This window comes from Thermoanaerobacterium thermosaccharolyticum DSM 571, assembly GCF_000145615.1.
GTDB lineage: Bacteria > Bacillota > Thermoanaerobacteria > Thermoanaerobacterales > Thermoanaerobacteraceae > Thermoanaerobacterium > Thermoanaerobacterium thermosaccharolyticum.
Genome location: NC_014410.1, coordinates 127279 through 153423, shown reverse-complemented (window position 1 = coordinate 153423; position 26145 = coordinate 127279). Strand labels below are relative to the sequence as shown.

Genomic DNA, 26145 nt, shown 5'->3' with positions numbered 1-26145 from the left:
ACAATATATACTTCTACATAAGTCCCAAAAATCCTCCAAAAATTAGTTTTTGTCAAGATATCATCATTAATTTTTCATAGTTAATATCATAAAATGATTGAATAATCATATCTGCCATCTTTATATCCTGATTGCCTGAATTAGGATTTATAAATCCTACTACTTTCATGCCAGCACTTTTTGCAGCCAAAACACCTTTATTTGAGTCCTCAACAACAATACATTTTTCAGGTACAACATTAAGTTTTTCTGCCGCATAAAGAAAAATATCAGGATATGGTTTGCTCCTCTTTACAAAATCACCAGAAACAAGTTCATTAAAATAATCTTTAAGTTTAAGCCTTTTTACAACAAGTTCAATTACGTCGATAGGAGATGACGATGCTACAGCAAGCTTTACTTTTTTTGAATACAATTCTTTTACAAGTTCACCTACGCCTTCTATAGGTTTTACTGCATCATCATGTTTTGATATATAGTCAATATACCTTTTTCTGTCCATTTCAACAAGTTCCTCAACTGTAAGCGGCACATTGCACTTATTCTTTACGTATTCCCACATATAGTGAGAAGTTGTCCCAACAAATGAAATATGCTCCTCAAAAGACACATTTGCTCCAATTTCCTTGAAAATCTCTTCTTCCAATTGTATGTGCAGCGGTTCACTGTCGATTAATACGCCATCCATATCAAAAATAACTGCTTCAAACACTTTAAGCACTCCTTCTCCCTTTATTTGCTACACATATAGTATATATATTATCTAATCTCTTGTGAAGTCCTCATAAAATTACTGTCGTTTTCCTCGATACAAATAATGTGCTTTACTATTGCAAAAAAATTTTAGACACTAGATATATCTAAATATGTTATAATTATACTTGAGGTAGTCGAACAAGCAGGGTGCGGTTGCCACTATCCTTATAAGGAGGTGGTTGCTATGATAAATACATTTAAGGCTTGTCTTTGATGATAATGTTTGGAATGTTAATTATAGCAATCCTCGATTTTAAGAGGAAGAAATAACCGCCCTGCTGAACCCAGAGCGGTTAAAATTTAAACCGTCTTTTGGGGCAACCGCATTTTGCGGACGGCTGCCTCTTTATTTTTATTATAGCATAATTTTCAAAAAAATAAACTAAAATTTTAAATTAAACCTTAGAATTCACGTGAATTATATATTTTTACTGAAATCGCATATGAAAGAGCGTAAATGAGAAGTGCCATTATAATCAGTTCATTTGCCACAGCTATATTTGATTGATTCTTAAAAAATGTGATTAAAGGATTTAATATTTTAAAATTTATTCCATATTTGTTTATGGCACTTATTACGCTTGTGACACCAAAAAACAATCCGAAAAACATGACGAAATTTACCCATCTCGTCTTAAGGTATCCGAACTTAAAATACAAAGGCAGGTATATGCCGTAATACATAGCTAATCCAAAAATCAAAACTGGTTCGATAGTCAGTGTTGAAAACTTTATAGGTAGCTGAAACAAATTTCCAATACCCACTACTATTATATATTCTATTGCACCTAATGCAGCAAACAAAAAAACAGATACGTATTTTTCCATTACTAAAAGGGAGCGCTTGATTGGAAGACTGGCTAAAACAATTTCGGATCTGTTTTTCTCTTCATAGGAAGCTGCAGTAAGCACGAAAATGTATGGAAATACAAAAACAGTCAATGCGCCACCCAAATTATTGCTGCTGAAGGCAAATGAATAAATCGCTGCCAACAATATACCGTATAAAAATTGCTTCTTCTGCACTAATATATCTTTCAACAATAAACTATACATTAAAATCCCTCCTGGTATGATAAAGCATTATATCTTCTAATGTTGGTTTTTCGATTAACGCCCTATCGCCGAAAATTCTTTTCATTTGCTTTTTATCATTTACCAACCCCTCAAAACCAAAGTTGTTTACCTTTATACCTATAAATTTCTTTTTCATCTCATCGTCTAATAATTCTTTACTGCCTTTAACTAAACCGTAATTATTCAAGATATCATCTTTAGCTGCTGAAAGCACTATTTCACCATTATCAATTAAAATTATATAATCCGCTATCTTATCTAGATCTGATGTTATATGTGTAGAAAAAAACACGCTTTTATTTTCATCCTGAATAGTATCCGAAAGAATGTCTAAAATTTCACTGCGGACAACAGGATCAAGTCCCGATGTAGGCTCATCCATTATCAATAAATCGGCATTATGAGAAAGAGCAATAGACAGAGAAAACTTCATCTTCATTCCCTTTGAGAGATCTTTTATTTTCTTTTTTGGCGGTATATCAAATTCTTTAATATACTTACTGAACAAATCATCATCCCATTCTTTATAAAAGGATGCAATTATTTCTTTCATCTCTAAAACAGTCAATTCTTCATAAAAATAACACTCATCGTACACAAAACCTATCTTATTTTTCACTTCTATCTCATGTTTTATATTATCCTTGCCAAATATCTTTATTTCACCGCCATCTCTTTTTAATAAGTTCATTATAAGCTTTATAGTGGTGCTTTTTCCAGCGCCATTTTGTCCTATAAATCCCATTATATATCCTCTATCAAGTTTAAAACTTACATCTTTCAAGCTAAAATCTTTATAATTTTTTCTTAGATTTTTAACCTCCAATATCGGTTCCATCATATACCTCCTAAAACTCCATAATAGAAATACGTTATTCATCTTAATCTGTAAGATAAATTTTACTCATATAAAAGTCTTAGCATCTCTTCCATTTCTTCTAACTTTAAATCAATAGCTTTACCCGCTTCAACTGCTTCAGAAAGTTTCTCCTCTACAATTTTTAACCTCATCTCCCTCATAAATTCTTTATTTTGAGCAGCCACATACGACCCCTTGCCAGGTCTTGTAACAATGTAGCCTTCTTTTTCCAGATCTTCATAAGCTCTCTTTGTCGTTATAACACTTATCATAAGTTCTTTTGCAAGATTTCTAATAGATGGCATTAATTCTCCTTCTTTAAGTTCGCCACTTAAGATTGAATTTTTAATCTGCCTTTTTATTTGCTCATATATTGGTTCATCAGATGAATTTGAAATTACAATATTCATTTACATGCAAATCTCCTTCTTTTAACTATATATAGTTAATACTGTATATACATATTATATACAGTATTAACATCAATGTCAATCACATCTAATGTATTTATAAAGTTAAACATTATAAAAAAAGGAATGCATATAAAACATTCCTTTAAGGTTGTAAAATTTTATTTAATATTACAAAATCACATTATTTACACATGCACAAAGTGAAACAATTTCCCTCTAAAGTCTCCTTGCAATCCTTTTATGAGGATTCCACCGTTCATAAGAGCGCTTCCTGAAAAAACTTCATTTGTCTCTTCATTGCGATAAAAAGCATCTTTCTGTAAACCCTTTAACGGGATTCTTCTGCTATGGTAATTGGACCTATTCAAGATTTGAATATATACAACCAATGCCTCATTTTTGTCCTTCGAAACATACTCTACGCATTCAAACTCTATATTTTCAAATGGATTTCCTATACGGTATAAATCCCCATTGTATATCAAATTATTGTACTTATTGTACATCTCTATTTGCTTCGGTATCATATCCTTGTCTTCCTGAGATATCTTTGTAACATCCAATTCATATCCGAAAGTCCCGGACAATGCCACAAGTCCTCTCGTCTCAAAAGGAGTGATTCTTCCAATAATGTGGTTTGGACAGTCGCTTATGTGAGCACCCATTGTTGATACAGGATATACGTATGAGGCACCATGCTGGATTTTAAGCCTCTCAATCGCATCTGTATCATCTGAAAGCCATATCTGAGGGCTGAAATACAGCATTCCGGGATCAAAGCGCCCTCCTCCTCCAGAGCAATTTTCCAAAAGGATATGCGGAAATTCTGTCGTAAGCCTGTCCATAAGCTCATATACACCTAAAACATATCTGTGCCATATTTCTCTCTGACGATCGGGTGGCAATACACAATTTCCGACATCGCTAAGCTGCCTATTCATATCCCACTTTACATATTTTATGTTTGCACTGCGTAAAATATTGCTTACGCTTTCATATACGTAATCTCTGACTTCCTTTCTAGACAAATCCAGTACATACTGATTGCGGCACAGTGTACCTTCTCTTCCATCTATGTGTATGCACCAATCCGGATGTGCCCTATAAAGGTCAGAATCTGGCGAAACCATCTCAGGCTCAAACCATATCCCAAACTTCATGCCAAGTTTATTTACTTCATCTACTAGATATTTAAGCCCTCCTTTTAACTTTTCTTCATTGACGACCCAATCACCTAGAGAACAATTATCACTGTTTCGCTTTCCAAACCAGCCATCGTCCATTACAAGCATCTCAATTCCCAGCTTCGATGCTTCTCTTGCCAATCTTAAAAGCTTATCTGTATCAAAGTCAAAATATGCAGCTTCCCAGCTATTTATAAGGACAGGTCTTCTTTTATTTTTATATTCCCCCCGTATAAGATGATTGCGGTATAGATCGTGAAAAGTTCGTGACATTTTTCCAATGCCTTCGTTTGAATAGACCATCACTACTTCTGGTGCCACAAATTCCTCCTGAGGTTCAAGTTTCCATCCAAAATCAAACGGATTTATACCCATAACAACGCGAGTTGTATCAAACTGACATCCTTCTACCTGTGCTAAAAAATTGCCAGAATAGACAAGGTTAAATCCATAGACTTCACCAAAATCTTCAGTGGCATTTCTATCCATTAAAGCTAAAAACGGATTTGCCTGATGACTTGTCTCACCTCTAGATGATGAAACAGCTTGTTTCCCAAGCTCAACTTTCCTTCTCTTTACATGAAATTCTCTGGCCCAAGAGCCATGCAATGTTACCATATCCATGTCAATTCGGTCAAAATCAACACATGCAGACAACACTCTTGTCAATATGATATCTTCATCAGAGCAATTTTTTACTTTTACACTTCTCGTTATTACATCTAAATCTTCAAAAACCGTATAAATCAAAATAACTTCCAGATTTAAATGATTATCAACACACGTTATTTCAAGTGTAGTACAGTCGTCTTCATTGCCAAACGTCGCTGGCAAGCCATTTAATTTTGGCTTGCCTTTATATATTTTATGTGACTTGTAAAAAATCCCACATGCAGTGGCTCCTAACTTTGTCAGAACCTTTAAACATGGCTCTCTAAAATCCCCCAAACCACTTGTAGGGTATTCTGTAGGGAAGCTATCTAAAAACGACATCCTGTCTCTGTTATTCTTTGAAGGAACATAAGGAGGTTCATCCAATCTCATCAGGTAATTCACATCTTCATCAGGAATCCTCTCTCCGAAGTAGACATGACCTAAAAACTTTTCTTCATCAACGACAGCCATTATATAACTTGTATCTTTTGCATCAAGCTTAAATGATTTCGACTTCTCATAATAATGTATAGGCATAATAAAAATCCTCCACTTATTTGAAAAATTTATCAACGCTTATTTACTTGAATATTATTCCTGAAAAATATTATCATAAGTGAACTATTAATTGCGTTTTCGTTATATACTAGGCGAACGCAGTGCGGTGAGGCGTATGAGCGCTAGCGAAAGCCGTCACAACGCATAGACGGCGTTAGCCGAACTAACGGAGTGAGCCGTTAGTATATAGAAAACACAATTTGTGAACGTTGATAATATTTTTCATATATTTATTTGCTTTTGATAAATTTTCCCATAACTTTTGCTTTAAATGTAGACCTTCACTATGATTCTAATAATTCTAAGAAGAACTTAAGAATTATGTCGCCCGAATACAGGAGGTACTCATGCTGGTATTCCGGAAAAAACACAATTCTTTTATTTGATGTAATATTGTTGTACGCTGCCATCTGTGAAAATGGCGGACACACGTTGTCCATTAAAGCTGTCATCCAAAGGATATCACACTTAACATCTTTTGCCCGATTCTTTATATCGATGTATGCAAGCCGCTCAAAGAAGAAATCCTCTCTTAGATGATTTGGGTCCCTCTGCCTAAAATACCACGTAATCTCTTCATAAGTGGGATTTTTAAAATTGTTCTGATATATTCCTTGAAAATCACACAAAAATGGATAAATAGCAGCAGCCCCCTTCAAATCATCTACTAAAGAAGCACATGCGATGGTAAGCGCACCACCCTGGGATGCTCCTGTAGCAAAAATATTTTTTTCATCCACAAAATCCATCGTCTTTAAGATTTTCACACACTGTGCCGTATCTAAGTAGACATTTCTATAAAAAAGGTCATCAGGACTGTCGCTCTCTAGACCCCTTATAATATGGCCGCTCTGCGTATTTCCCTTGTATATGCCATTGTCAACGCTTAAGCCTCCTTGACCCCTAACATCCATTGCCAGCACGCAAAAACCTTCTGCAATGTATGGAAGTTTTCCGCTCCATTCGCCGCTGTTACTCCAATATCCATGAAACATAACAACAGCAGGTATCTTACCCTCTATCCTCTTAGGCTTTAAAAATTGACAGTGTATTTTCGCTCCACCAACACCGGTAAAGTATAAATCGTATGCATCGCAACTTCTTGAAACAAAGTCACTTTTCACAAGCTCATATTCTAAAGATGCATTCTCGAGATCTTTTCTTGCTCTTGCCCAGTATTCATCATAATCTTTTGGAGGATCTCCTATTCCTTTGTAGTCTTTTAAATGCTCTATTTGACACTCGTAAAGTTTATCCATCGGCTACACCTCTATATTTTTCCATCTGTTGCATCAAGAGGCAAAACTTCATTGTGCTCTTTTATAAAGTTTAAAGTTTCATCTAATGTCGTATAAGCAACCGCTACATAAGAATCGGCAGCACCGTAGTATATGGCTATTCTACCTGTATCAGCATCACATAAAGCAGCGCATGGAAATACTACATTTGGCACAAATCCTCTTTCCTCATACCATTCTTCAGGCGTCAGCATGAAACTTCCTGCCCTGTATAATACTTTTGCGGGATTATCTTTATCCAATATCGCCGCACTCATAGAATAAACCAAGCCGTTGCATGTGCCTGTAACACCATGGTAGAAAATAAGCCATCCATCGTCTAACTCAATAGGTGCAGGGCCGCATCCAATTTTAACAGATTGCCACCATCCATTGCCACCTTTCTGCATGACAAGCCTGTGTTCTCCCCAGTATTTTAAATCAGGGCTTTGGCTTAGCATAATATCTCCAAATTGAGTATGTCCATTGTCACTGGGACGTGACAGCATTACGTATTTGCCATTTATTCTTCGTGGAAATAAAACTGCATTCCTATTAAATGGCAAAAATGGATTCTCAAGTCTCGTAAATGTCTTAAAATCAGTTGTCCTGGCAAGCCCAATTGATGCTCCATCGAAGTCACCACACCATATGATGTAATAAGCATCCTCTACTTTTACAAGCCTTGGATCGTATGCATATAGCGGTTGATACGGTTTTCCGTCTTCATCAAAAAATTTAATTTTTTCTTCATCAAACTCCCAGTGAAGTCCATCCTCACTTCTTCCCAAATATATGTGGGGCCTTCCATTTATAGTTTCACCGCGAAATACCCCGATAAAAGCACCCTCATAAGGAACAACTGCACTGTTAAAAATCCTCGCTACTCCATTCACTGGATTGCGATTTATTATTGGATTTTCACTGTGGCGCCATATTGGGCCACTAAATCCCTTCGGTTTATCCTGCCATGGAATGTTCTTCAAGCTGCTTCCTATTATCTTACTCATAAACTATCTCTCCTTTTAAATTATTCTTTAACAGATCCAACAACCAATCCATTGTAGATCTGCTTTTGCAACGCCAGAAAAATAATAAGTGTAGGTATCATTATGAGAATTACACCTGCAGATATTATTTCCCAATGAGCGCCATACGGACCTTTAAAAGCAAATAGTGCCGTTGATACTGTAAGTAGGCTTTGGTCCGGTGTGTAGAGAAATGGAATGTAGAAGTCGTTGTATATAGCCACACCCTTTGTGATTAATACGGTTGCCACTGCAGGTCTTATTAATGGAAAAATAATTTTAAAAAATACTTGAAAATAGTTTGCACCATCTATTATTGCAGACTCATCCAATGATACAGATATGTTCTCCATAAACTGTAGAAAAATGTATATGGATACAATATCTGTACCGCAATATAGAATTATTGGAGCAAGTCTTGTATTAAATAATCCTAAAGCGTTTATAATCTGAAACGTCGCAACCTGCGTAGAAATCATAGGAATCATTGTTGCAACCAAAAATAGAGCATTTGCAACTTTGCTGATTTTAGACTTAAAACGGCTAAACACAAAAGCAGACATTGAACCTGTAAGGACAGAACCAGCCAATGAAAAAATTAATATTATTATAGTATTTTTAAACCCTGTCAGCATGTGTCCTTCAGTAAACGCCGCCACAAAATTTTTGAAGTTCAAAAAATTTGAAGGTAATGTCAATACACCTGTAGAAGCATATTCAGCATTAGTTTTAAATGCCGCAAAGAAAACTACTAATACAGGCACTATAAATACAAAAAGTAACAATATTAGTATAGCATATTTCAATGTAATTAAAATAATATCTTTAATGTTCATTTTTCTCATAATCATGTTTTACGCACCCCTCGATTGTAAAGCAACTCTTTGAATGGCAAATACCAAAATGCTTATTATAAGCAGGATAACAGCTAAGGCAGATGCTAATCCAACTCTGTAGTTTTGGAATGCAAAATTGACTGTTTGAATTACAAATGTCATACTGCCATTTCCTCCACCTGTCATTATATAAGGAATTTCAAATGCAGCCAATGAACCGGTTATCGAAAGAAACACTAGCAATTTTAATATCGTTGATATTCCAGGTATTATAATATGAATAAATTGTTGAAATCTATTCGCACCGTCAACCTCTGCAGCTTCAATTATGTCTGTAGGAATCGACTGCATAGCTGCCGAAAACATTACAATATCATATCCTATATATCGCCACACTGAAACAAATGCCAGTGATACATTTATAAGATGTGGATCCTGAAGCCAAAAGTGTATATATCGCCCTAATCCTAGCAATTTTAAAATCGTATCAAGTGTAGAACCTGGCTGAAAGAAAAATATAAATATAAAACTTATTGCGACACTATTGATTAAAGAAGGGAAAAAATAAACTCCTTTAAATAAATTTGCAAATCTGCATCTAAAGCTAATTAAGTATGAAATACATACTGCTAAAGCAATCTGTATAAAAGCAGCTATAATATAATACAAGCTGACAATAAAAGGTCTAAAATAATCTGGACTGCTAAATATTAATTTATAATTACTTAAACCAATAAAATTTTTCGTAGGGCTAATACCATCCCAATCGGTAAAGCTGTAACCAAACATAAATATTGATGGAACATAAGTAAATAATATAAGCAACAATACAGGTACAAATAAAAATGTAATAGAAATAAGGATTTTCTGTTGTTTATACGTTAGAGAAGATATGCTAAACTTCTTCCTTTTTACGCTGGCTTCCATATAATCATCCTCTCAATCTTTAAGATTATATAAATATTGCGATATTACATAATTAATTTATATTTTATTATAATAATTTGGTTTAGATTATGCTTCATGTACCTTTAAATATACATGAAACATAATATCTAAACCAACTTTTAAATTGCTTTAATTTTAATTACTTTTTAACAGCATTAACACCTTGTGCCCATTTTGAATTTAGTTCTGACATATATTGATCAAATGTCTCATTACTTACACCTAATCCAATCTCTATGATTTTCTTTATCCACTTGCCATCATTTAAATTAATCAAAGAAGTTTTCTGAACTGTATCTAAATCTTGTGCTTGTTTTGTTGTACCAGGTTTTGCTTCGACTAATTCAATATCTGTCGCACCATTTAAATAGTCAGGCAGTTTTGCACCTACAATAGGTGAAAACATGTTAGAATCTTGTGGATATTTTGTTATGAAAAATTTCAAAAATTCTTTCGCCAATGCTATATTTTTGCTGTGAACATTTACGCCCATACCATAATCAGGTCCTACTTGAACTATTGCTTTACCATCATGGCGAACTGGAACAGGCATAAACTTTATATCATCAGGTGTCTTTGATTTTGCTTGAATCTGTCCAATTGCCCAACTGCCTAAGCACATAACAGCAATCTTACCATCAGCCATAGCTTGCTTAGACCATTCCCAATCAGATGTCATAGGATCTTGTTCTACTAATTTATTCTTTACTGCTTCATAGAGAAGATCTAATGAAGTATACGTTGCAGTACCTTTTGTAAATTCATTTGGATTATAAATCATTTTATTCATATAATCCGGATCACCAGATATACCGATCTGCAACGCATTTGAGAAGTTTGTCAAAGCCCATTCAGATGTATAATTTGTATAATATGGGATAGCATCTGTCTTTTCCTTTATTGCCTTTAGCATGTTGATGTATTCATCAGGTGTTGTTGGAAGGCTTGTTACACCGGCATCTTTTAAAACCTTTGCATTGTATACAAAACCTGTCGCATTCGCACCTGTAGGAATGCCATAAATTGTACCATCTACATCAAAATTGTCAAGATAATTATAAGTTTTTGACAGCTCATCTCTTGTCCCAAGAGGCGCAAAAAAGTCTTTATATTTATCCTTAGTTATATTAGCAGGTATCATCAAAACATCGCCATAATTACCTGTAGACATTCTTGTAGAAATTGCATTTTGATAATCATTTAGATTCTCAAACTTTATTGTAGTCCCAGGATGCAATTTTTCGAACTCATCAGCATATTTGTTAAATGTATCTGTCATATCAGTCCTGTGTGTCAATACAGTAATAGTCCCTTTTAGCTCATTACTTGAACTGCTTGTCTTATTGCTATTGCTATTGCTGTTATTGCTTGAATTGCCACATCCTGCTAGTGAAGTAGATATTACAGCGGTAGCCAGTAGCAGTGACAACACTTTTTTTGCTTTCATAGCCGTTCCTCCCACCAAATTTTATTTTTAGATTGGATTTGAACATAATCAAATGTTTACATAAAATATTTTCTCAATCCCCCCTTTTTAACAAAATTTTATAAAAAGGCTTATATACCTTTTATACAAATTTTTAAATAATACATAACTAAAAAATATCAAATATACTTGTTTTTCCAATATCTCAAAGTTACATTCTAATATAAACTTAATAAATAACAATATTATTTAATTAAATTATTTATTTAATAATAACTTTACACTATTATCATTATTTTTCGAAATACGTAAAGTTACTTCATATTTAATAATCACAATACTAAATACAATTTAGACTTAATTTTTAACCTTAATTAAAGTATAAAATAACTATAGCAAAATGTCAATACAAAATTTTTATTTTCATTTATTTACATGTATTCTTAATTTTTAACGTATACAATTAGCTATTAAAATTATTTAACTGTTATTCCGATTTAATTTATAGTTACAAATTTTATTTTATAATCTAATTTTATATCTCTTGTATTGTAATTTTTATAGAAGTAATGTTTGAATAATTGTAAATAAAGGAGGATTAGTCGCGTAACCCTCCTTTTAATTCAAAAGCTTTTAATTTGATAATACAACATTATCTAAATAAACATTGCTGTTTCCAGTTTGTCCACTATCAGGTACAATCTTCACGCCTATTGACTGCACATTTTCAAGGTTATTTATCTTTGATGGATCTAGATCAATTGATAGAGTTGTAAATCCACCACTATTAATTGGCTGCCAACCACTATCATACCATGTCCAGCTAGATCCTGTTTTTATATAAAGCGTTGCAGTCGCAGTACCATTTGATAATTTAACATCGATACTTATCTTTTTAACTGCAGACAAATCAATTGCCTGTACCTTATCAATTTCAAAACCATCTGTCTTGCTTAAATCAAAATTAGATGTAAGTGAATGTGTGCCACTACTTGCAAAATCAGTTGTTATACTTGTTGCTGTCGCATTTGCATTATTTTGATCAACAGTCCAGCCATCTGTCCCATTTTCAAAATCATACAACACACCAGGCTGAGCAGGAGTACTGTTAGATCCAGAACCACCATTAGGTACTCCGCCGGTACCATCATTTATAGCTCGTATGCCATCAAAGTAAAGCGTTCCACTTTTTGAGCCTCCAGCATCATTAATGTATATAGAAAGCTCTTGAACATTTTTAAGATCTTCTTTTGTTATGACTTTACCTTGATCCTGTGTATCCCATGGTGCAACCGTAAAACTGTTAAACCCAATTTCTTCCCAACGCGGTGTACTATCTGAAAGAGACGGATATGCCTCGTAATAAATTCCATTTACTTTTATTTGAATTACTAATTTCTGATTGCTTCCATCTGGCACTAGATAAAACTTCAATTTATTATATCCCGACCAATCAACACCACCTAAAGTCTTTGTAACTCCTGCATATCCAGAGCTACCCAACTTATAATCGACTTTCATAGCATACATACCATCTGCTGCATTATCGTTAGTAAGCGAAACTGAAATATCATCTCCCGATGCCTTAATCCATTTCGACTGCAATGCAGCATCATTTCCCTGATATGATTCAAAATCATCGACCAAAGATGGATCAGTAGGCGTTTCTACAAATGCATTTATCAGTTGAATATTGTCAACATATATTTCTCCTGTACCATCAAAGTTTAATCCATTTCCTACTACTGATATGGCAAGCCCTTTAGCCGATGATACCTTTGAACTGTCTAAATCAATTGTAACTGGGAAATAAGCATATTGTATGCCATCAATACTTTCTGTACTCAAATCTGTAATTTTCTTCTCCGTAGTAGTCATTCCATATTTCGTATCCCAATCGTCTGGCAACATTGCAATCCCACGCACAGTTGCATCAGGATTAGCACTTGCTGCTGTTGCCGGAATCAAGACATCAAATTTAACACGATTCACATATGGCAATACATCATCTATATTAGTCAATTGCAATTTCAATTCTTGCCATGAATCTGCATAAGTCATCCCAGTAACAGTCATTTCGAGTTTTCCATCACCAGCTAATACTGCATGTCCTATATTCAAACTCATAGATTCAGGATAAGTACCATTATTTTGTATGCCATCTATACCAGTATCAAAAGTATAATCTTTAACCAATATCTCAGGAACTTTTACAAAAACATTGACAGACTGTTCAAATTCGATACTATCCCCATTATATGCGATAACTGTAATCTTTGCTGTTTTACCATTGTCTTGATAAGAAGGAGACCAATCTTGAGAATAATATCCATCCTGATCTAATGTCATTGGTATTTCTTCATTTGAGTCATTAACTTTATATACAACTTTTGTTGGTGTGTCATTCAATATTCGCACTCTAATCTTTGTTGTATTAGTCGTTATTTCTGAATTGTCAGTTGGCGTAACAATATGCATAAATGACTTACCCGGATTAACAACGACATCTGTAGTTAAATTTGCCCCTTTTATATCATTAAGAAATGCAGTATAAGGATCTTGATAAAATTTTATAAAATCGGGCAACAATTCATGATCTCCCAAATTTGGTGCGTTTTTATATGGAACAAATAAATTACCATTCAATCCAAAATTAGCCCATGTCAACATATATGCAATACGCCTTGCATTGCTGTTAGATTTAATGGCATTTAAAACGTCAGTAAACCAGCTAAGATCACCATTTCCTGTCACTTTCATCCCTTGCGGGCTATAACCAAATTCCGACAAAGTCGCAATCTTTCCTTTGCTATCAGCCAACTTTGAGATCATAGATAAGTCATTAACTAAACTACTTAAAAATTGTTTCGTTCCTGGATTATCTATGTTATCGTACTGATCCATTCCAAGAACATCTACATAAATATCACCAGGATAAGTCACTAAATAATTCTCTTCATTGCCGTTAAAAGGACCATTAGGAGAATAAACATACAATATGTTATGAACTCCTTTTTTATCTCTCAAATATTCAACTGTATACCTATATAGTTCAATATATTGGCTTGGCGTCGTAGTCTTTGCTCCCCACCAAAACCAACCACCATTTTGCTCATGGAATGGCCTAAACAAAATCGGTATCAAATTTCCATTATCATCTTTTAGATTGTTTGCAAAAAGAGCTATGTTATCTAAAAATTCATTAAATTTGCTGTTGTATTCGCCACCAGGGAGTATTTTATCTACAACATCATCAGAAACATCATTGAAACTGCCACCTGTAACAAAATTAGGCATATGAGCACTTAGAGTGAAAATTCCACCCATCTCATGAATTTTTTTAACAGCTGCTATTAAATTTTCACGACTTTTTACAGGATCATTCGGAACACCTGGTTTTTCTTTTCCTTCTAAGCTCAAAGTATCCCATCCAAAAACAGCTGGAAAATCGCCAACATCGTTCTTTACATCTGACTGCAATTCATTTGAACCAGAAGTTATTGTAATGCCTTCATCAGTATCATGTTGATGTCCAAATAACACTTCTTTGCCACGTATATCATTTAAATAAACAAAAAGTTCCTTTGTCTCTGTAGTTGCATTGGGATCTACTAAATTAATCTCTTTTATTGTAGAACCATTATTACTATTATTTTGGCTATTATTATTTTCAGAACCGAGATTCAACAATCCCTTCTCTAGAATTTTCCCATTCAAAAAAACATTTTCTGCCTCAATATTTGCTTTTTTTATTGTGCCATAGCCATTTATAATAGTTCCATTTGCTCCACTATTAACATTTATTTCAGAAACAGTTGCTTCTCTACCAATGTTAATTGCAATATAGGTGTTTATTTCAATAGTACCAATATCAGATTTGTCATTTAAATCAATTAATGATTCACTATTAACTGCAACATTTCCAACCTTGTTATCTCCGCTCAAAACCACATGCACTTTTCCATCTAAACGATTAACAACAATTTCACTAATGTTGCAATTATTAATATAGATTGAATTCTCTCCACCGCCAGATATATAAACTGTTCCATCAACAGTTACATTATCAATAGTTGCTTCTCCATTTCCTATACCTGATGCAAGATATAAATTCCCTTCTATTACAGTATTTTTCAGTGTTACACCGTCATGGTTGATTATAACATTCCCATTAAAAGTTTTACCTTCATAATTGCCAGTTGTATTGTAATAACCAGTTATTAAACTGTCAAGTAGCGCACAAAACTCTGCACGCGTAATAGTCTTCTTAGGTTTAAATGTACCATCCTCATATCCTGATATTATTCCACTAAGAGCATTTACAGCGCCTTTTGCATAATCGCTAATTTGTGAAGCATCTTTAAATTTATTAATACTCGATAAATCTCCTTGGCCGTTCATATTAAAAACATCTGCCAATAGCGTAATTGCATCTTCACGTGTTATATTGGCATCAGCTTTTGAAATATTATCAGGAAATCCAGAGTAGTATCCGGCATATCTTGCTATAAGCAATTGGTCTGCATACCATGCACCTGGTTTAACATCAGAAAATTGATGTTGTGACTTAGTTGAAAAACCAAAAATACGATTTAAAATTGATACGACCTCTGCACGAGTAATTTCTTTTTGAGGCTTAAATGTCCCATCGGGATATCCATTTATTATTCCATAGTTTTTTAAATTTTCTATATCATTCTTTGCCCAATTATCTCCTATGTCACTGAACGCAAAACTATTTGAATTTGATACTACAGACTCCGAAGTAGCAGCATATGAGGTTGAGAAGAAACTATAGGGAATAGCGGAAACTATTAATAAAACAGATAAAATTGCAGCGATAAACTTGCGAATAATACTCATCATTAATCCCTCCAAACGACAAATAGTTTTTTATTAAAACAATAAATAAAAGCTTTTCTTTCCTCCTTTCTCTGTTTTAAACTTAAAATAAAATCCTCATTTATCACTCCTTCCTATGCTGTATTTATGTGTATTAACAAGTAGATAATCTAAACGGAGTTTTGGAATTTTAAAATTGAATTTGATATATCAATATTTTTAGTAAATTCACATTTATAAAGATACAAAAAAGTTACTTACGGTTATTTTTAACTTAATAAATTATATTAAATCTATTTCTTAACTTATATTTTAGTATAGAATATTTATGTATAATTGTCAATAATATTATATGATTTTCATTTATTTACATCAATTCACGGGTAATGTATGTATGTATTGTTTTAATTTCCGTTATTTGCGGATTAAATAAGGTTATTTTTGTTGTAAAATATTATTAAAAACGATTAATAATCCAAACATATTTTGTGTGATTCCTGCTACAAAATATTAGCAGTCTTTATAAAGAAATTTTTTCCTTGACTCCTAATCAAAATAATGTTAGAGTAGCTTTATAGAACTATTTAAGGAGGAATTTACGATAGATATCAATATAAAAAGTTTAAAAATCGGCAATTTAGTAGCAAAATTACCAATAATCCAAGGTGGCATGGGTGTAGGAGTATCTCTAAGCAATCTCGCTTCTGCCGTGGCAAATGAAGGTGGCATTGGTGTAATATCTACAGCAGGTATTGGCATGCTAGAAAAAGACTTTGCTACAAATTACATTGAGGCAAATATAAGAGCACTTAGAAAGGAAATTAAGAAAGCCAGAGAGAAAACTAAAGGTATAATTGGCGTTAATATAATGGTGGCACTTTCAAATTTTGCCGATATGGTTAAGACATCCATAGATGAAGGTATAGATATAATCTTTTCCGGAGCAGGGCTTCCTCTAAATCTTCCTAAGTTTTTAAATAACTCATCTAAAACTAAGTTAGTACCTATTGTTTCATCTGGAAAGGCATTTAATCTTATAGCGAAAAGATGGCTACAAAAATACGATTATTTGCCGGATGCTGTTGTCGTTGAAGGTCCAATGGCTGGTGGTCACTTAGGATATTCAAGTGAGCAGATATCAAACCCTGACTATTCTCTTGATAAAATACTAAAAGACGTATTGGGAGAAGCAAGACAATACGAGGAGATCTCAGTAAAGCAAATACCTGTTATTGCCGCTGGTGGAATATATACAGGTGAAGACATATACAAATATCTAAAAATGGGTGCCGCTGGTGTACAAATGGCCACACGTTTTGTCACAACTGATGAATGTGATGCATCAGATGAGTTTAAAAAATCATATCTCAACTGCAAAAAAGAAGATATAACTATAATAGAGAGTCCTGTCGGTATGCCAGGCAGGGCAATCATTAATAAGTTTCTTAATGATGTAAAATCAGGTGAAAGAAAACCATATAAGTGTTTGTATCATTGTATTAAAACGTGTGACTATAAAAAAAGCTCTTACTGTATATCGCAAGCACTTATAAATGCTCAAAGGGGACTCTTGGTAAATGGATTTGCATTTGCTGGAGCCAACGCCTATAGAGCGGATAAGATAATATCCGTTAAAGATTTAATTAGTACTCTCATGGATGAGTATAATAAAGCGCTTTATTTAAGCGTGTAACTATTTAAAAAGGACTGCCATATTGGCAGTCTTTTTAAATTAATTTTTAGGCTTTGAAATTTCTATTTTTATTCTTTTCCCATCGATAATTTTATCAAAAGAATTATTTATTATATTTTTTGCAGCATTTCTACTGGCATCTATGAAAGTAAATTTATCAAATATATCTATAGTGCCAATGTCTTCTTTAGAAATATCACCTATGTCCATTAATAATTTCAGAAGTGTCCTCCGATTTAGTTTATCTTTCCGCCCTAAATTAATGAACAGCCTTACGTATTTAGGTTCATCGTCGTTATAATATAATTCTTTCCCATAGTACATATCCATTAAAGCTGCTGCAACATCTACAAGGTTGTACTCTTCATCAAGTTCCATTGCAAGCGGCACAAATCTCTTGTAGCCATCATTTTCTAAAACCCTTTTTATATCTTTAATCATTTTATTGTATTTAACTTGAAAAATATCATCAATTGTAGGCAATTCTTTTCTTCTTATTTTGCATTTTGTCTCTCTTTCTATCCTCTTTAATGCTGGATACTCCCTTGATGTCACTAATGTATAAGCGACGCCGCTTCTATTTGCCCTACCTGTCCTTCCAATCCTATGGACATATGATTCCACATCCTGTGGCAGATTATAATTTATGACGTGCGTCAAATTTTCAATATCAATACCTCTTGCTGCTACATCTGTAGCAACCAAGAAATCAAGGTTGCCTTCTTTAAATTTCCTTAAAGTATTTATCCTTTGATTTTGGCTCATATCGCCGTGCATACCTTCAACATTGTATCCTCTCGACTGCATATTTTCTGTAAGCTCATCAACTTCCTTTTTTGTCTTGCAGAAAATTATCGTGCTTGACGGCTCTTCAACATCTAATATTCTGCAAAGAGATTCAAACCTTTCTTGGTTTTTCACCTCGTAATAAAAATGCTGGACTGTTGAAACGGTCATAGTCTTTTTTACGATAGAAATAAATTTTGCATCGCTTTTCATGTATTTCTTTGCAAGATTCTTTATTTCATCCGGCATCGTGGCAGAAAACATCATTGTCTGTCTTTCTTTATTTGTATGGTTTATGATTTCTTTAATATCGTCTATAAACCCCATATCCAGCATTTCATCTGCTTCATCTAAAACAAGGTACTTCACATCGTTCAATCTCAATATATCCCTCTTAATAAGGTCCAGAACTCTGCCGGGAGTGCCAATTATTATATCTACGCCTCTTTTTATTGCTTTAATCTGCCTATCTATTTGCACGCCACCATAGACAGGAAGCAATCTCACTTTAGAATACTTTCCAATGCGGGCCAATTCATCATTTACTTGTATTGCCAACTCTCTTGTAGGAGTCAAAACAAGGCAAAACACTTTCCCCTCATTTGAACCAATATTGTTTATGATAGGTGCACCGTACGCCAGCGTCTTGCCGGTTCCTGTCTCTGCCTGTCCTATTACATCTGAGCCCTGCAACAACACAGGTATTACTTCCGACTGTATTTTAGATGGCTCTTCAAATCCCATATCATCGATAGCTTTTAAAATTTTTTCATTTAAATTTAGTTCCTTAAAATCCATTAATCTTTTGTCTCCTTAATATTTTTTATTCACCTGGTATTATTTTTTACAAAATTAACTGCAATATGTGAATATCCAAGTATCTATTAAACTTGTAACCTAATTCCTTTAATGTACCAACAATTTTGAAGCCGTACTTTTCGTGCAAGTGAATGCTTACATCGTTGCCTTCAGATATTCTGGCTATTATAGTGTGAAATTCATTTTCCTTTGCGTGTTCTATAATCTTCTTGATTAATTTATCCCCAATGCCACGTCCCTTGTACGACTCATCAACGTAAATCGAGTCTTCCGCCACAGCTCTATAGCCGCATTTTTCAGACCAAATGGATAATGACGCCCAGCCTACAACAATGTCGTCTTCTATTGCCACAAAAACAGCATATCTGTCATTGTGGGCCTCAAACCACTTTTTATGATACTCTAATGGCCTTGGTTCAGTATCAATTGTTGCTGTCGTATTTAACACTGCTTGATTGTATATGCCATTTATCCTTTCAATATCATCTATATTAGCTTTTCGAATGATCATAAAGACCGTTCCTTTCAATCAAATTGGCTTTAAAAGAATCCGATATAAATACTTTAACATATAATGCTGAAATTGCATATATATAATCAAAATAATTTTTAAAAATTTCTTGGAGATGAATTTAGATGAAGAAAAAATTGATTGATATAAAGAAACATTCGTTTATAATAAAGGCTGATTACGATGATGTTTTGCTTTTAGCAAAATTAATCCAAGCAGAAGGTGAAGGGGAACCAATGATTGGCAAAGTCGCCGTAGGAGCCGTCGTCGTAAATCGAGTACAAAATCCAAATTTCCCTAATACCATATCTGAAGTCATATTTGAGCCTGGACAATTTGAAAGCGTAACAAATAACCGCATATTCAATATAGAAAATATAGACGAAGAATGTATGATTTCAGCTTTAAAAGCATTGGAAGGAGAAGACCCGACAGACGGATCGCTGTACTTTTACAATAGGCATACAGCAACAAACGATTGGATTAAATCAAAAAAAGTAAACGCTACTATAGGAAAACATAATTTTATAGCATAAGAAAGCAGGGCATTGCTCTGCTTTTATTTCAGCATATTCTCGGTAGAAGTTCGCCAATTGGCCTATCCACGATTCTATTTGTGCCATAGATTGTTTCTATCGTCACAAGACCAGAATCATCGATTTCGCCTATAATAGCAGCATCTTTACCGTATTTATCATCTTTCATTATTTCCAATGCCTTATAAGCAAAATCTTTATCAACTACACATACGAGTTTCCCTTCATTGGCAAGGTGCAGATAATCGATGCCTAACATACTACAAGCAGATTTTACATTTTCTTTTACAGGTAGTTTATCTTCATATATTTTAATTCCCACATTGCTCATGCCAGCTATCTCGTACAGAACTTCTGCGACACCGCCTCTTGTAGGATCTCTTAAGATTTTCACAGCATCTCTAAGAGCCATAAGCTTCTCCACCATTTTATTTAAAGGCGATACATCGGAAAGAAGAGGAGGATCAAAATCAATTCCTTCCCTTGCACCCATTACCGCCATGCCATGATCTCCAATTGTACCTGAAACTATCACTACATCTCCAGGCTTTCCATTTTTAATAGATACGGAAGCTCCATCAGGCAAAATGCCTATTCCTGCAGTATTTATGAAGATTCCATCTGCACTGTTTTTCTCCACAACCTTTGTATCCCCTGTCACAATTTGTACCCCTGCTTCATTGGCAGTATCTTCCATTGAATTCACTATTCTCTTTATATCATCAACTGGGAATCCTTCTTCTATGATAAATGATGCACTTAAAAAAAGCGGCTTAGCACCCCTCATAGAAATATCATTTACTGTTCCACATACTGATAATCTTCCTATATCACCACCCGGGAAAAAAAGTGGCTTTACTACAAAGCTGTCTGTTGTGAAAACAGTCTTACCCGGCAGCAATGCAGCATCTTCCATTTGACTTAAATATTCGTTATTAAATTTTTCTATGAATATTTCGCTTATGAAGCTTTGCATCATCGAACCGCCGCCGCCGTGTGACATCAATACTTTATCCATATACTGTTCCTCCTCTGTTTACTCACCGTATTTATAATATGCTGCACAAGAACCTTCTGATGAAACCATACATGGTCCTATAGGATTTACAGGTGTACAAGCTTTGCCAAACAGTGGACATTGGTGCGGCGATATAATTCCCATTAAGACATCCCCACATCTGCAACCATTTATCTCTATTTGCTCACTAGGCTTCTGAATATGAAATTTCTTTTCTGCATCATATTCGCTGTACAAATCTCGTATTTTTAGCCCTGAGCCTTCTATCATACCTAGGCCTCTCCATGTAGCATCGCTGTCTTCAAAAACTTCTTCAATCAATTTTTTTGCATCTGTATTTCCTTCTTCTCGTACAACTCTTTTGTATTGAATTTCTATTTTAGGATTTTCCATATTCTTAAGAATCATTATTATGCTTATCAAAATATCTTGTGCTTCAAATCCTGATACAACACCACCAATTTTATACTTATCAACCAAGAAATTATATATAGTACTTCCGGTTATAGCACTCACATGGCCGGGAAGTAGAAAACCCTGAATGTCTGATCCATTTATTACAAGTGCTTCCAAAGCCTTTGGCATCGTCTTATGCAGACAATACACACTGTAATTTTTGATTTTTTTTGTATATGCTTCTTTTATGGTCAATGCAACAGACGGTATAGTAGTTTCAAAACCTATTCCAATAAAAACTACCTCTTTACTAGGATTTGCCTCAGCATATTCTAATGCATCAAGTGGCGAATAGAAAACTTTCACATCTTTACCTTTTGCCCGTTCTTCCTGAAGGGATGAATTGTTGCCAGGTACCCTTATAAGATCACCAAATGTGGCAATTGTAATTCCCTGCCCGGCTAATGATATAACCGCATCAATCTCATTTTGTGCTGTCACACAAACAGGACAACCAGGCCCTGATATAAGTTTAATATTCTCAGGCAAAATCTGTCTTAAACCATACCTTGATATTGCCATTGTGTGAGAACCACAAACTTCCATTATTTTTATTGGTTCACCACTGTTATACTTGTCTATAAGTTTTCTAGCTGATTTTATAATATCCTGCATAGAATTACCGTTCCCTTCTTCTTAATTAGTTTATCTATTCTAAACTTTCTCTTAAAGCTTCCTCCATCTCCTTCCAGAGCTTTAAATCTTCTTCAGCCGTTTCCTTATCAACTATACTTATAGCAACACCAGCATGAACCATCACATAATCACCAATTTTCACACCTGGAACCATAGATATGGAAACTCTCCTCTTTAATCCATTTAACTCCGTTTCAGCCACATCACCATCAATTTTTACAACCTTTTGAGCTACAGCAATACACATAATCACACCTCCAATTTATAATTTGCTATAACTGCTTGTCCTAGGGCTATACCTCCATCGTTGCAAGGTACCATACTATTTGAATATACGGAAAATCCTTCTTTCAATAATTTATCTGTAATATTCTCCAGTAGATATTTATTCTGAAAGCTGCCACCGCTTAATACTACTTTGTTTATTTTGTAATTTTCTCTCAGCCTCAATGCTATATCTACAGTAAACTCTACTATTGTATTATGAAATCTTGCCGATATTATTCCTTTGCTTATGCCTTTTAAATAATCAGAGTAAACTTGTCTTAAAATATTTGATGTGTCAACAATGTAGCCATCTACATTTGATATTGAATAATCATAATGTGATAAATCACTTTCTATAATACTTTCAAGCTCCATAGCTGCCTGTCCTTCATATTTTACAACATCTTCAAGTCCAATAAGTGAAGTAACGGCATCAAAAAACCTTCCAATGCTGGAAACCAATGGCGCATTCATTTTCCTATCCATCTGCATATTTATAATTTCAATTTCTTTAGGATCGAACCTTTTTAAATAGTCACCATAGAAGGACATGTCATCCTTTATAAATCCTATGGAAGTCCTGTAAATTTTCTTTATTGCAAGTTCTCCACCTGGTAAAAAGTTATATTTTAAATGTCCAGCTCTCACAAAATCTTTTAAATCAGCAATCAAAAATTCAGCTCCCCATACATTGCCATCTGGTCCATACCCAGTGCCATCATATGCAAAACCAATAACCTTATCAGAAATTCCGTATTCCGCCATGCAGCTGACAATGTGCGCATGGTGATGTTGTGTATATATTACTGGTAAATCTAGAGATTTTGCAAACTGTGTTGACAAATACCCTGGATGCATATCACATGCTACATATTTTGGTTCTGCCTTAAAGAGCTTGATATACTTTTTAATTTCATTCATATAATACATATATGTTTTACTGTTGTCCAGATCACCTATGTGGTGGCTTAAAAATGCATAGTTGCCTTTAGTTAGGCAAAACGTATTTTTATAATAGCCGCCAACAGCAAGTATCGACTTAAGATTGTCCTTAAATAATATAGGCTGTGGAGCATAACCTCTTGCCCGCCTTATAACTCTTTCCCTTTTAGCCTTGTATGATGTGACCGTATCATCTATTCTGTTTACTATATCCCTATTATTTAAAAGAAAGCTGTCAGCAATACCCTTAAGTCTCTTTAAAGCCTCTTCATTGTCCTTGCAAAGCGGTTCTTCACTGATATTTCCGCTTGTCATTACAATTGGAAAATCGATAAATTCAAACAGAAGATAATGTATAGGCGTATATGGAAGCATTACACCGACGCTGTCAAGTCCGTCACTGATACCTTCAAATTTGTGTTTCTTTTTTAAAAGGACAATAGGCCTTCTTTGACTATTTAATAGCTCCATTTCATCATCGCTTAAATAGCAGAACTTTTTCACACAATCTATATCTTTCATCATAAGTGCCAATGGCTTTCCATACCTATTTTTCCTTTCCCGCAGCCTAAATACAGCATCGCGGGATAACGCATTAACAGCAAGGTGATATCCACCTATCCCCTTTATTGCAACAATTTTACCATCTCTAAGATCTTCTGCAACTGCCTTAATTGGATCATCATTTGCATTTGGTCCAACATAATTAAGCGATGGTCCACAGTCAAAACACGCTACGGGTTGCGCATGAAATCTCCTGTCAAGGGGATTTGTATATTCGCCTTTGCATAAATCGCACATAGGAAATTTTTTCATAGATGTTTTGGGCCTATCATATGGTATGTCTTCAATAATAGAAAATCGTGGACCGCAGTTTGTACAGTTTATAAATGGATATCTATACCTCCTATTATTTTCATCCATCATTTCATTTACACAGTCATCGCACACACCCATATCAGGAGAAATCGGTACAAATCCATCATCCTTCTGACTTAATTTTATGCTGAAATCTCTGTATCCTTCTACATCGCAACTTTCTATTAAGACTTCATCAATTTTAGAAAGCTTTGGAGGATTCGCCTTCAATTCATAAATAAATGAATTTATATTCTTATCATTGCCTTCTATTTTAATGTACAATCCAGATGATGTATTAAATACAATGCCGTGAAGATTGTACTTCTGTGCTAAATTGTATACAAAAGGTCGAAATCCAACGCCTTGAACTATGCCCTTAATATTTATTTGCTTTGCATATATTGATTGTAAATCTCTTTCAGCCATTTTGCTAGCACCTCGAAGCCTTCTCCTGTCCTTGATGACACTTCAAAAATCTCTGCCTTATCATTCAGCGTCTTAACACCATCATAAAAATATTGTTTATTAAAATCAAAATAAGGCAAAAGATCTATCTTATTAAGGACAACCGCCTTAGCCTTTGAAAACAAAAGAGGATATTTATACGGTTTATCATCACCTTCTGCAACATTTGCCATTGCCAGCTTAAAGTCTTCTCCCAGCTCAAATTCTGATGGGCAAATCAAATTTCCAATATTTTCTATGAATAATATGCCATCGTGAAAATCAATACTTGAAAGTGCTTTATTTACAGAATTGGCATTTAGATGACATTCTCCACCTGTATTTATCTGTACAACAGGTATATTCCTTTCTGCCATTTTACGGGCATCAATGTCAGACGCAACATCGCCTTCTATAACACCACATGGTATGTCCATATTTTCTATAAGTTTTAATATGAAACTCGTCTTACCTGTACCTGGTGAACCAATGATGTTAACCATCAAAATCTTTCTTTCATCTTTTATATTTTTGTTCTCTTCAGCAATATTGTTGTTTGCTTCAAGAACATTCTTTATAATCTTAATTTCCATTTATATTACACTCCTTATTCTACATCTATACTATCAATGTACAACTCTTTGCCTTTCTCAATCAACACACCGCTGCTACCGCAATAGGGACACTTAAATGTAAAATTTTCCCTATTATAAATCATGCCGCAGTTGCGGCATTTAAATTCTGCTTTTACCCTTTTAAAGTTCAATATTGCACCATATAAAGGCGTGCCTTCACTTAAAACATCAAAGTAAAATTTTATACTGTCTTCTTCAAATCCTGTTAATTCACCAAGCACGATGTTTATTTTTGTAACTTTATTGATATTTCGTTTTTTAACTTCATCTGAAACCATATTTACAATACTTTCAGTTATAGAAAGTTCATGCATCTACGCACCGGCTTTCTCAGAATCATCGTGTTTTTCCAGATGAATGTTGTACTTTTTATCTGTACAGCTTCTGTAATGCACATCAAGCTTTAAACACTTTTTAGGACACTTCTCTACACATACGCCGCACAGAACACACTCAAACGGATTATACTCCCAAACACTAGTTTTTCTGTCAACCTTTATGCAGTTTGATGGGCACACTCTCTGGCACATGCCGCAAAAAATACACTCATCAATATTGTTTTCCAAATGCCCTCTGTTTATATCGAAAGGCTTCCTCTCTACAAATGGGTACATGCGAGTTACTGGCTTTCTTGACAAATTAGAAAAAACGCTTTTAAGCATGTCCAGCATATAAAATCACCC

Annotated in this window: 23 protein-coding genes; 3 read left to right on the top strand and 20 right to left on the bottom strand. The window is 34.3% G+C overall.

Going from position 1 to position 26145, the window contains the following annotated elements:
* Positions 1–52: 52 nt before the first annotated feature.
* Complete coding sequence (locus TTHE_RS00760) at positions 53–712, bottom strand: HAD family hydrolase (RefSeq protein ID WP_013296711.1); 660 nt, start codon at positions 710–712, stop codon at positions 53–55.
* Positions 713–960: 248 nt separating this feature from the next.
* Here TTHE_RS00760 and TTHE_RS14930 point away from each other — a divergent pair, with 248 nt between their 5' ends.
* Entirely contained in the window at positions 961–1026 is a 66-nt protein-coding gene (locus TTHE_RS14930; protein WP_398506773.1) for a putative holin-like toxin, read from the top strand.
* A 132-nt stretch (positions 1027–1158) separates the two neighbouring features.
* Here the strand turns inward: TTHE_RS14930 and TTHE_RS00755 are convergent, their stop codons facing one another.
* The 10 genes from TTHE_RS00755 to TTHE_RS00710 form a co-directional block, all read right to left on the bottom strand.
* Positions 1159–1812, bottom strand: coding sequence for an ABC-2 transporter permease (locus TTHE_RS00755; RefSeq protein WP_013296710.1), 654 nt, complete (start codon positions 1810–1812; stop codon positions 1159–1161).
* Entirely contained in the window at positions 1805–2671 is an 867-nt protein-coding gene (pmtA, locus tag TTHE_RS00750) for a phenol-soluble modulin export ABC transporter ATP-binding protein PmtA (protein ID WP_013296709.1), read from the bottom strand. Before pmtA ends, TTHE_RS00755 begins: the two co-directional genes overlap by 8 nt.
* Positions 2672–2733: 62 nt before the next feature.
* Positions 2734–3102, bottom strand: coding sequence for a GntR family transcriptional regulator (locus tag TTHE_RS00745; RefSeq protein WP_013296708.1), 369 nt, complete (start codon positions 3100–3102; stop codon positions 2734–2736).
* 188 nt (positions 3103–3290) lie between these two features.
* Positions 3291–5480, bottom strand: a complete 2190-nt coding sequence (locus tag TTHE_RS00740) for an alpha-galactosidase (protein ID WP_013296707.1) — start codon at positions 5478–5480, stop codon at positions 3291–3293.
* 305 nt (positions 5481–5785) lie between these two features.
* Positions 5786–6760, bottom strand: coding sequence for an acetylxylan esterase (locus TTHE_RS00735; RefSeq protein WP_013296706.1), 975 nt, complete (start codon positions 6758–6760; stop codon positions 5786–5788).
* Between the two features lie 11 nt (positions 6761–6771).
* Positions 6772–7788 (bottom strand): glycoside hydrolase family 130 protein, encoded by a 1017-nt coding sequence (locus TTHE_RS00730; protein WP_013296705.1) that lies wholly within the window; start codon positions 7786–7788, stop codon positions 6772–6774.
* Between the two features lie 20 nt (positions 7789–7808).
* The gene (locus TTHE_RS00725; RefSeq protein WP_196793640.1) at positions 7809–8642 is read right to left on the bottom strand and encodes a carbohydrate ABC transporter permease; all 834 of its coding nucleotides are present in this window, start codon (positions 8640–8642) and stop codon (positions 7809–7811) included.
* Between the two features lie 18 nt (positions 8643–8660).
* Complete coding sequence (locus TTHE_RS00720; RefSeq protein WP_013296703.1) at positions 8661–9569, bottom strand: carbohydrate ABC transporter permease; 909 nt, start codon at positions 9567–9569, stop codon at positions 8661–8663.
* A 160-nt stretch (positions 9570–9729) separates the two neighbouring features.
* Positions 9730–11037, bottom strand: coding sequence for an ABC transporter substrate-binding protein (locus TTHE_RS00715; protein ID WP_013296702.1), 1308 nt, complete (start codon positions 11035–11037; stop codon positions 9730–9732).
* Between the two features lie 612 nt (positions 11038–11649).
* The gene (locus tag TTHE_RS00710) at positions 11650–15879 is read right to left on the bottom strand and encodes a glycosyl hydrolase (RefSeq protein ID WP_196793639.1); all 4230 of its coding nucleotides are present in this window, start codon (positions 15877–15879) and stop codon (positions 11650–11652) included.
* 553 nt (positions 15880–16432) lie between these two features.
* On the opposite strand from TTHE_RS00710, the gene TTHE_RS00705 reads away from it, so the two are divergent.
* Complete coding sequence (locus TTHE_RS00705) at positions 16433–17551, top strand: NAD(P)H-dependent flavin oxidoreductase (protein ID WP_269207943.1); 1119 nt, start codon at positions 16433–16435, stop codon at positions 17549–17551.
* Between the two features lie 39 nt (positions 17552–17590).
* On the opposite strand, the gene TTHE_RS00700 is transcribed toward TTHE_RS00705, so the two are convergent.
* Both TTHE_RS00700 and TTHE_RS00695 read right to left on the bottom strand, forming a co-directional pair.
* A complete protein-coding gene (locus tag TTHE_RS00700) occupies positions 17591–19135 on the bottom strand; it encodes a DEAD/DEAH box helicase (RefSeq protein WP_013296699.1) in 1545 nt (514 codons plus the stop codon).
* A 46-nt stretch (positions 19136–19181) separates the two neighbouring features.
* Complete coding sequence (locus TTHE_RS00695; RefSeq protein WP_013296698.1) at positions 19182–19667, bottom strand: GNAT family N-acetyltransferase; 486 nt, start codon at positions 19665–19667, stop codon at positions 19182–19184.
* A gap of 125 nt (positions 19668–19792) precedes the next feature.
* Here TTHE_RS00695 and TTHE_RS00690 point away from each other — a divergent pair, with 125 nt between their 5' ends.
* On the top strand, positions 19793–20203 hold the full coding sequence (locus TTHE_RS00690) for a cell wall hydrolase (protein WP_013296697.1): 411 nt from the start codon (positions 19793–19795) through the stop codon (positions 20201–20203).
* 28 nt (positions 20204–20231) lie between these two features.
* On the opposite strand, the gene hypE is transcribed toward TTHE_RS00690, so the two are convergent.
* The 7 genes from hypE to TTHE_RS00655 are packed head-to-tail and all read right to left on the bottom strand — an operon-like array spanning position 20232 to position 26133.
* A complete protein-coding gene (gene hypE, locus TTHE_RS00685) occupies positions 20232–21221 on the bottom strand; it encodes a hydrogenase expression/formation protein HypE (protein ID WP_013296696.1) in 990 nt (329 codons plus the stop codon).
* Between the two features lie 18 nt (positions 21222–21239).
* Positions 21240–22292, bottom strand: a complete 1053-nt coding sequence (gene hypD, locus TTHE_RS00680) for a hydrogenase formation protein HypD (protein WP_013296695.1) — start codon at positions 22290–22292, stop codon at positions 21240–21242.
* Positions 22293–22326: 34 nt separating this feature from the next.
* Positions 22327–22560, bottom strand: coding sequence for a HypC/HybG/HupF family hydrogenase formation chaperone (locus TTHE_RS00675; RefSeq protein ID WP_013296694.1), 234 nt, complete (start codon positions 22558–22560; stop codon positions 22327–22329).
* Between the two features lie 2 nt (positions 22561–22562).
* Entirely contained in the window at positions 22563–24809 is a 2247-nt protein-coding gene (gene hypF, locus TTHE_RS00670; RefSeq protein WP_013296693.1) for a carbamoyltransferase HypF, read from the bottom strand.
* Positions 24767–25420, bottom strand: coding sequence for a hydrogenase nickel incorporation protein HypB (hypB, locus tag TTHE_RS00665; RefSeq protein WP_013296692.1), 654 nt, complete (start codon positions 25418–25420; stop codon positions 24767–24769). The genes hypF and hypB overlap by 43 nt, the downstream gene beginning before the upstream one ends.
* A 14-nt stretch (positions 25421–25434) precedes the next feature.
* Positions 25435–25776 (bottom strand): hydrogenase maturation nickel metallochaperone HypA, encoded by a 342-nt coding sequence (gene hypA, locus TTHE_RS00660; RefSeq protein WP_013296691.1) that lies wholly within the window; start codon positions 25774–25776, stop codon positions 25435–25437.
* Positions 25777–26133, bottom strand: a complete 357-nt coding sequence (locus tag TTHE_RS00655; RefSeq protein WP_013296690.1) for a 4Fe-4S binding protein — start codon at positions 26131–26133, stop codon at positions 25777–25779.
* Positions 26134–26145: the final 12 nt, after the last annotated feature.

Excerpts from the sequence above, each read along its gene's own strand:
- TTHE_RS00695 (WP_013296698.1), bottom strand. The coding sequence starts at position 19,667 with ATGATCATTCGAAAAGCTAATATAGATGATATTGAAAGGATAAATGGC.
- hypE (WP_013296696.1), bottom strand. The coding sequence starts at position 21,221 with ATGGATAAAGTATTGATGTCACACGGCGGCGGCGGTTCGATGATGCAA.
- pmtA (WP_013296709.1), bottom strand. The coding sequence starts at position 2,671 with ATGGAACCGATATTGGAGGTTAAAAATCTAAGAAAAAATTATAAAGAT.
- TTHE_RS00700 (WP_013296699.1), bottom strand. The coding sequence starts at position 19,135 with ATGGATTTTAAGGAACTAAATTTAAATGAAAAAATTTTAAAAGCTATC.
- TTHE_RS00745 (WP_013296708.1), bottom strand. The coding sequence starts at position 3,102 with ATGAATATTGTAATTTCAAATTCATCTGATGAACCAATATATGAGCAA.
- hypA (WP_013296691.1), bottom strand. The coding sequence starts at position 25,776 with ATGCATGAACTTTCTATAACTGAAAGTATTGTAAATATGGTTTCAGAT.
- hypF (WP_013296693.1), bottom strand. The coding sequence starts at position 24,809 with ATGGCTGAAAGAGATTTACAATCAATATATGCAAAGCAAATAAATATT.
- TTHE_RS00755 (WP_013296710.1), bottom strand. The coding sequence starts at position 1,812 with ATGTATAGTTTATTGTTGAAAGATATATTAGTGCAGAAGAAGCAATTT.
- TTHE_RS00690 (WP_013296697.1), top strand. The coding sequence starts at position 19,793 with ATGAAGAAAAAATTGATTGATATAAAGAAACATTCGTTTATAATAAAG.
- TTHE_RS00710 (WP_196793639.1), bottom strand. The coding sequence starts at position 15,879 with ATGAGTATTATTCGCAAGTTTATCGCTGCAATTTTATCTGTTTTATTA.
- TTHE_RS00740 (WP_013296707.1), bottom strand. The coding sequence starts at position 5,480 with ATGCCTATACATTATTATGAGAAGTCGAAATCATTTAAGCTTGATGCA.
- TTHE_RS00730 (WP_013296705.1), bottom strand. The coding sequence starts at position 7,788 with ATGAGTAAGATAATAGGAAGCAGCTTGAAGAACATTCCATGGCAGGAT.
- TTHE_RS00675 (WP_013296694.1), bottom strand. The coding sequence starts at position 22,560 with ATGTGTATTGCTGTAGCTCAAAAGGTTGTAAAAATTGATGGTGATGTG.
- hypB (WP_013296692.1), bottom strand. The coding sequence starts at position 25,420 with ATGGAAATTAAGATTATAAAGAATGTTCTTGAAGCAAACAACAATATT.
- TTHE_RS00655 (WP_013296690.1), bottom strand. The coding sequence starts at position 26,133 with ATGCTGGACATGCTTAAAAGCGTTTTTTCTAATTTGTCAAGAAAGCCA.
- TTHE_RS00715 (WP_013296702.1), bottom strand. The coding sequence starts at position 11,037 with ATGAAAGCAAAAAAAGTGTTGTCACTGCTACTGGCTACCGCTGTAATA.
- hypD (WP_013296695.1), bottom strand. The coding sequence starts at position 22,292 with ATGCAGGATATTATAAAATCAGCTAGAAAACTTATAGACAAGTATAAC.
- TTHE_RS00720 (WP_013296703.1), bottom strand. The coding sequence starts at position 9,569 with ATGGAAGCCAGCGTAAAAAGGAAGAAGTTTAGCATATCTTCTCTAACG.
- TTHE_RS00735 (WP_013296706.1), bottom strand. The coding sequence starts at position 6,760 with ATGGATAAACTTTACGAGTGTCAAATAGAGCATTTAAAAGACTACAAA.
- TTHE_RS00725 (WP_196793640.1), bottom strand. The coding sequence starts at position 8,642 with ATGAACATTAAAGATATTATTTTAATTACATTGAAATATGCTATACTA.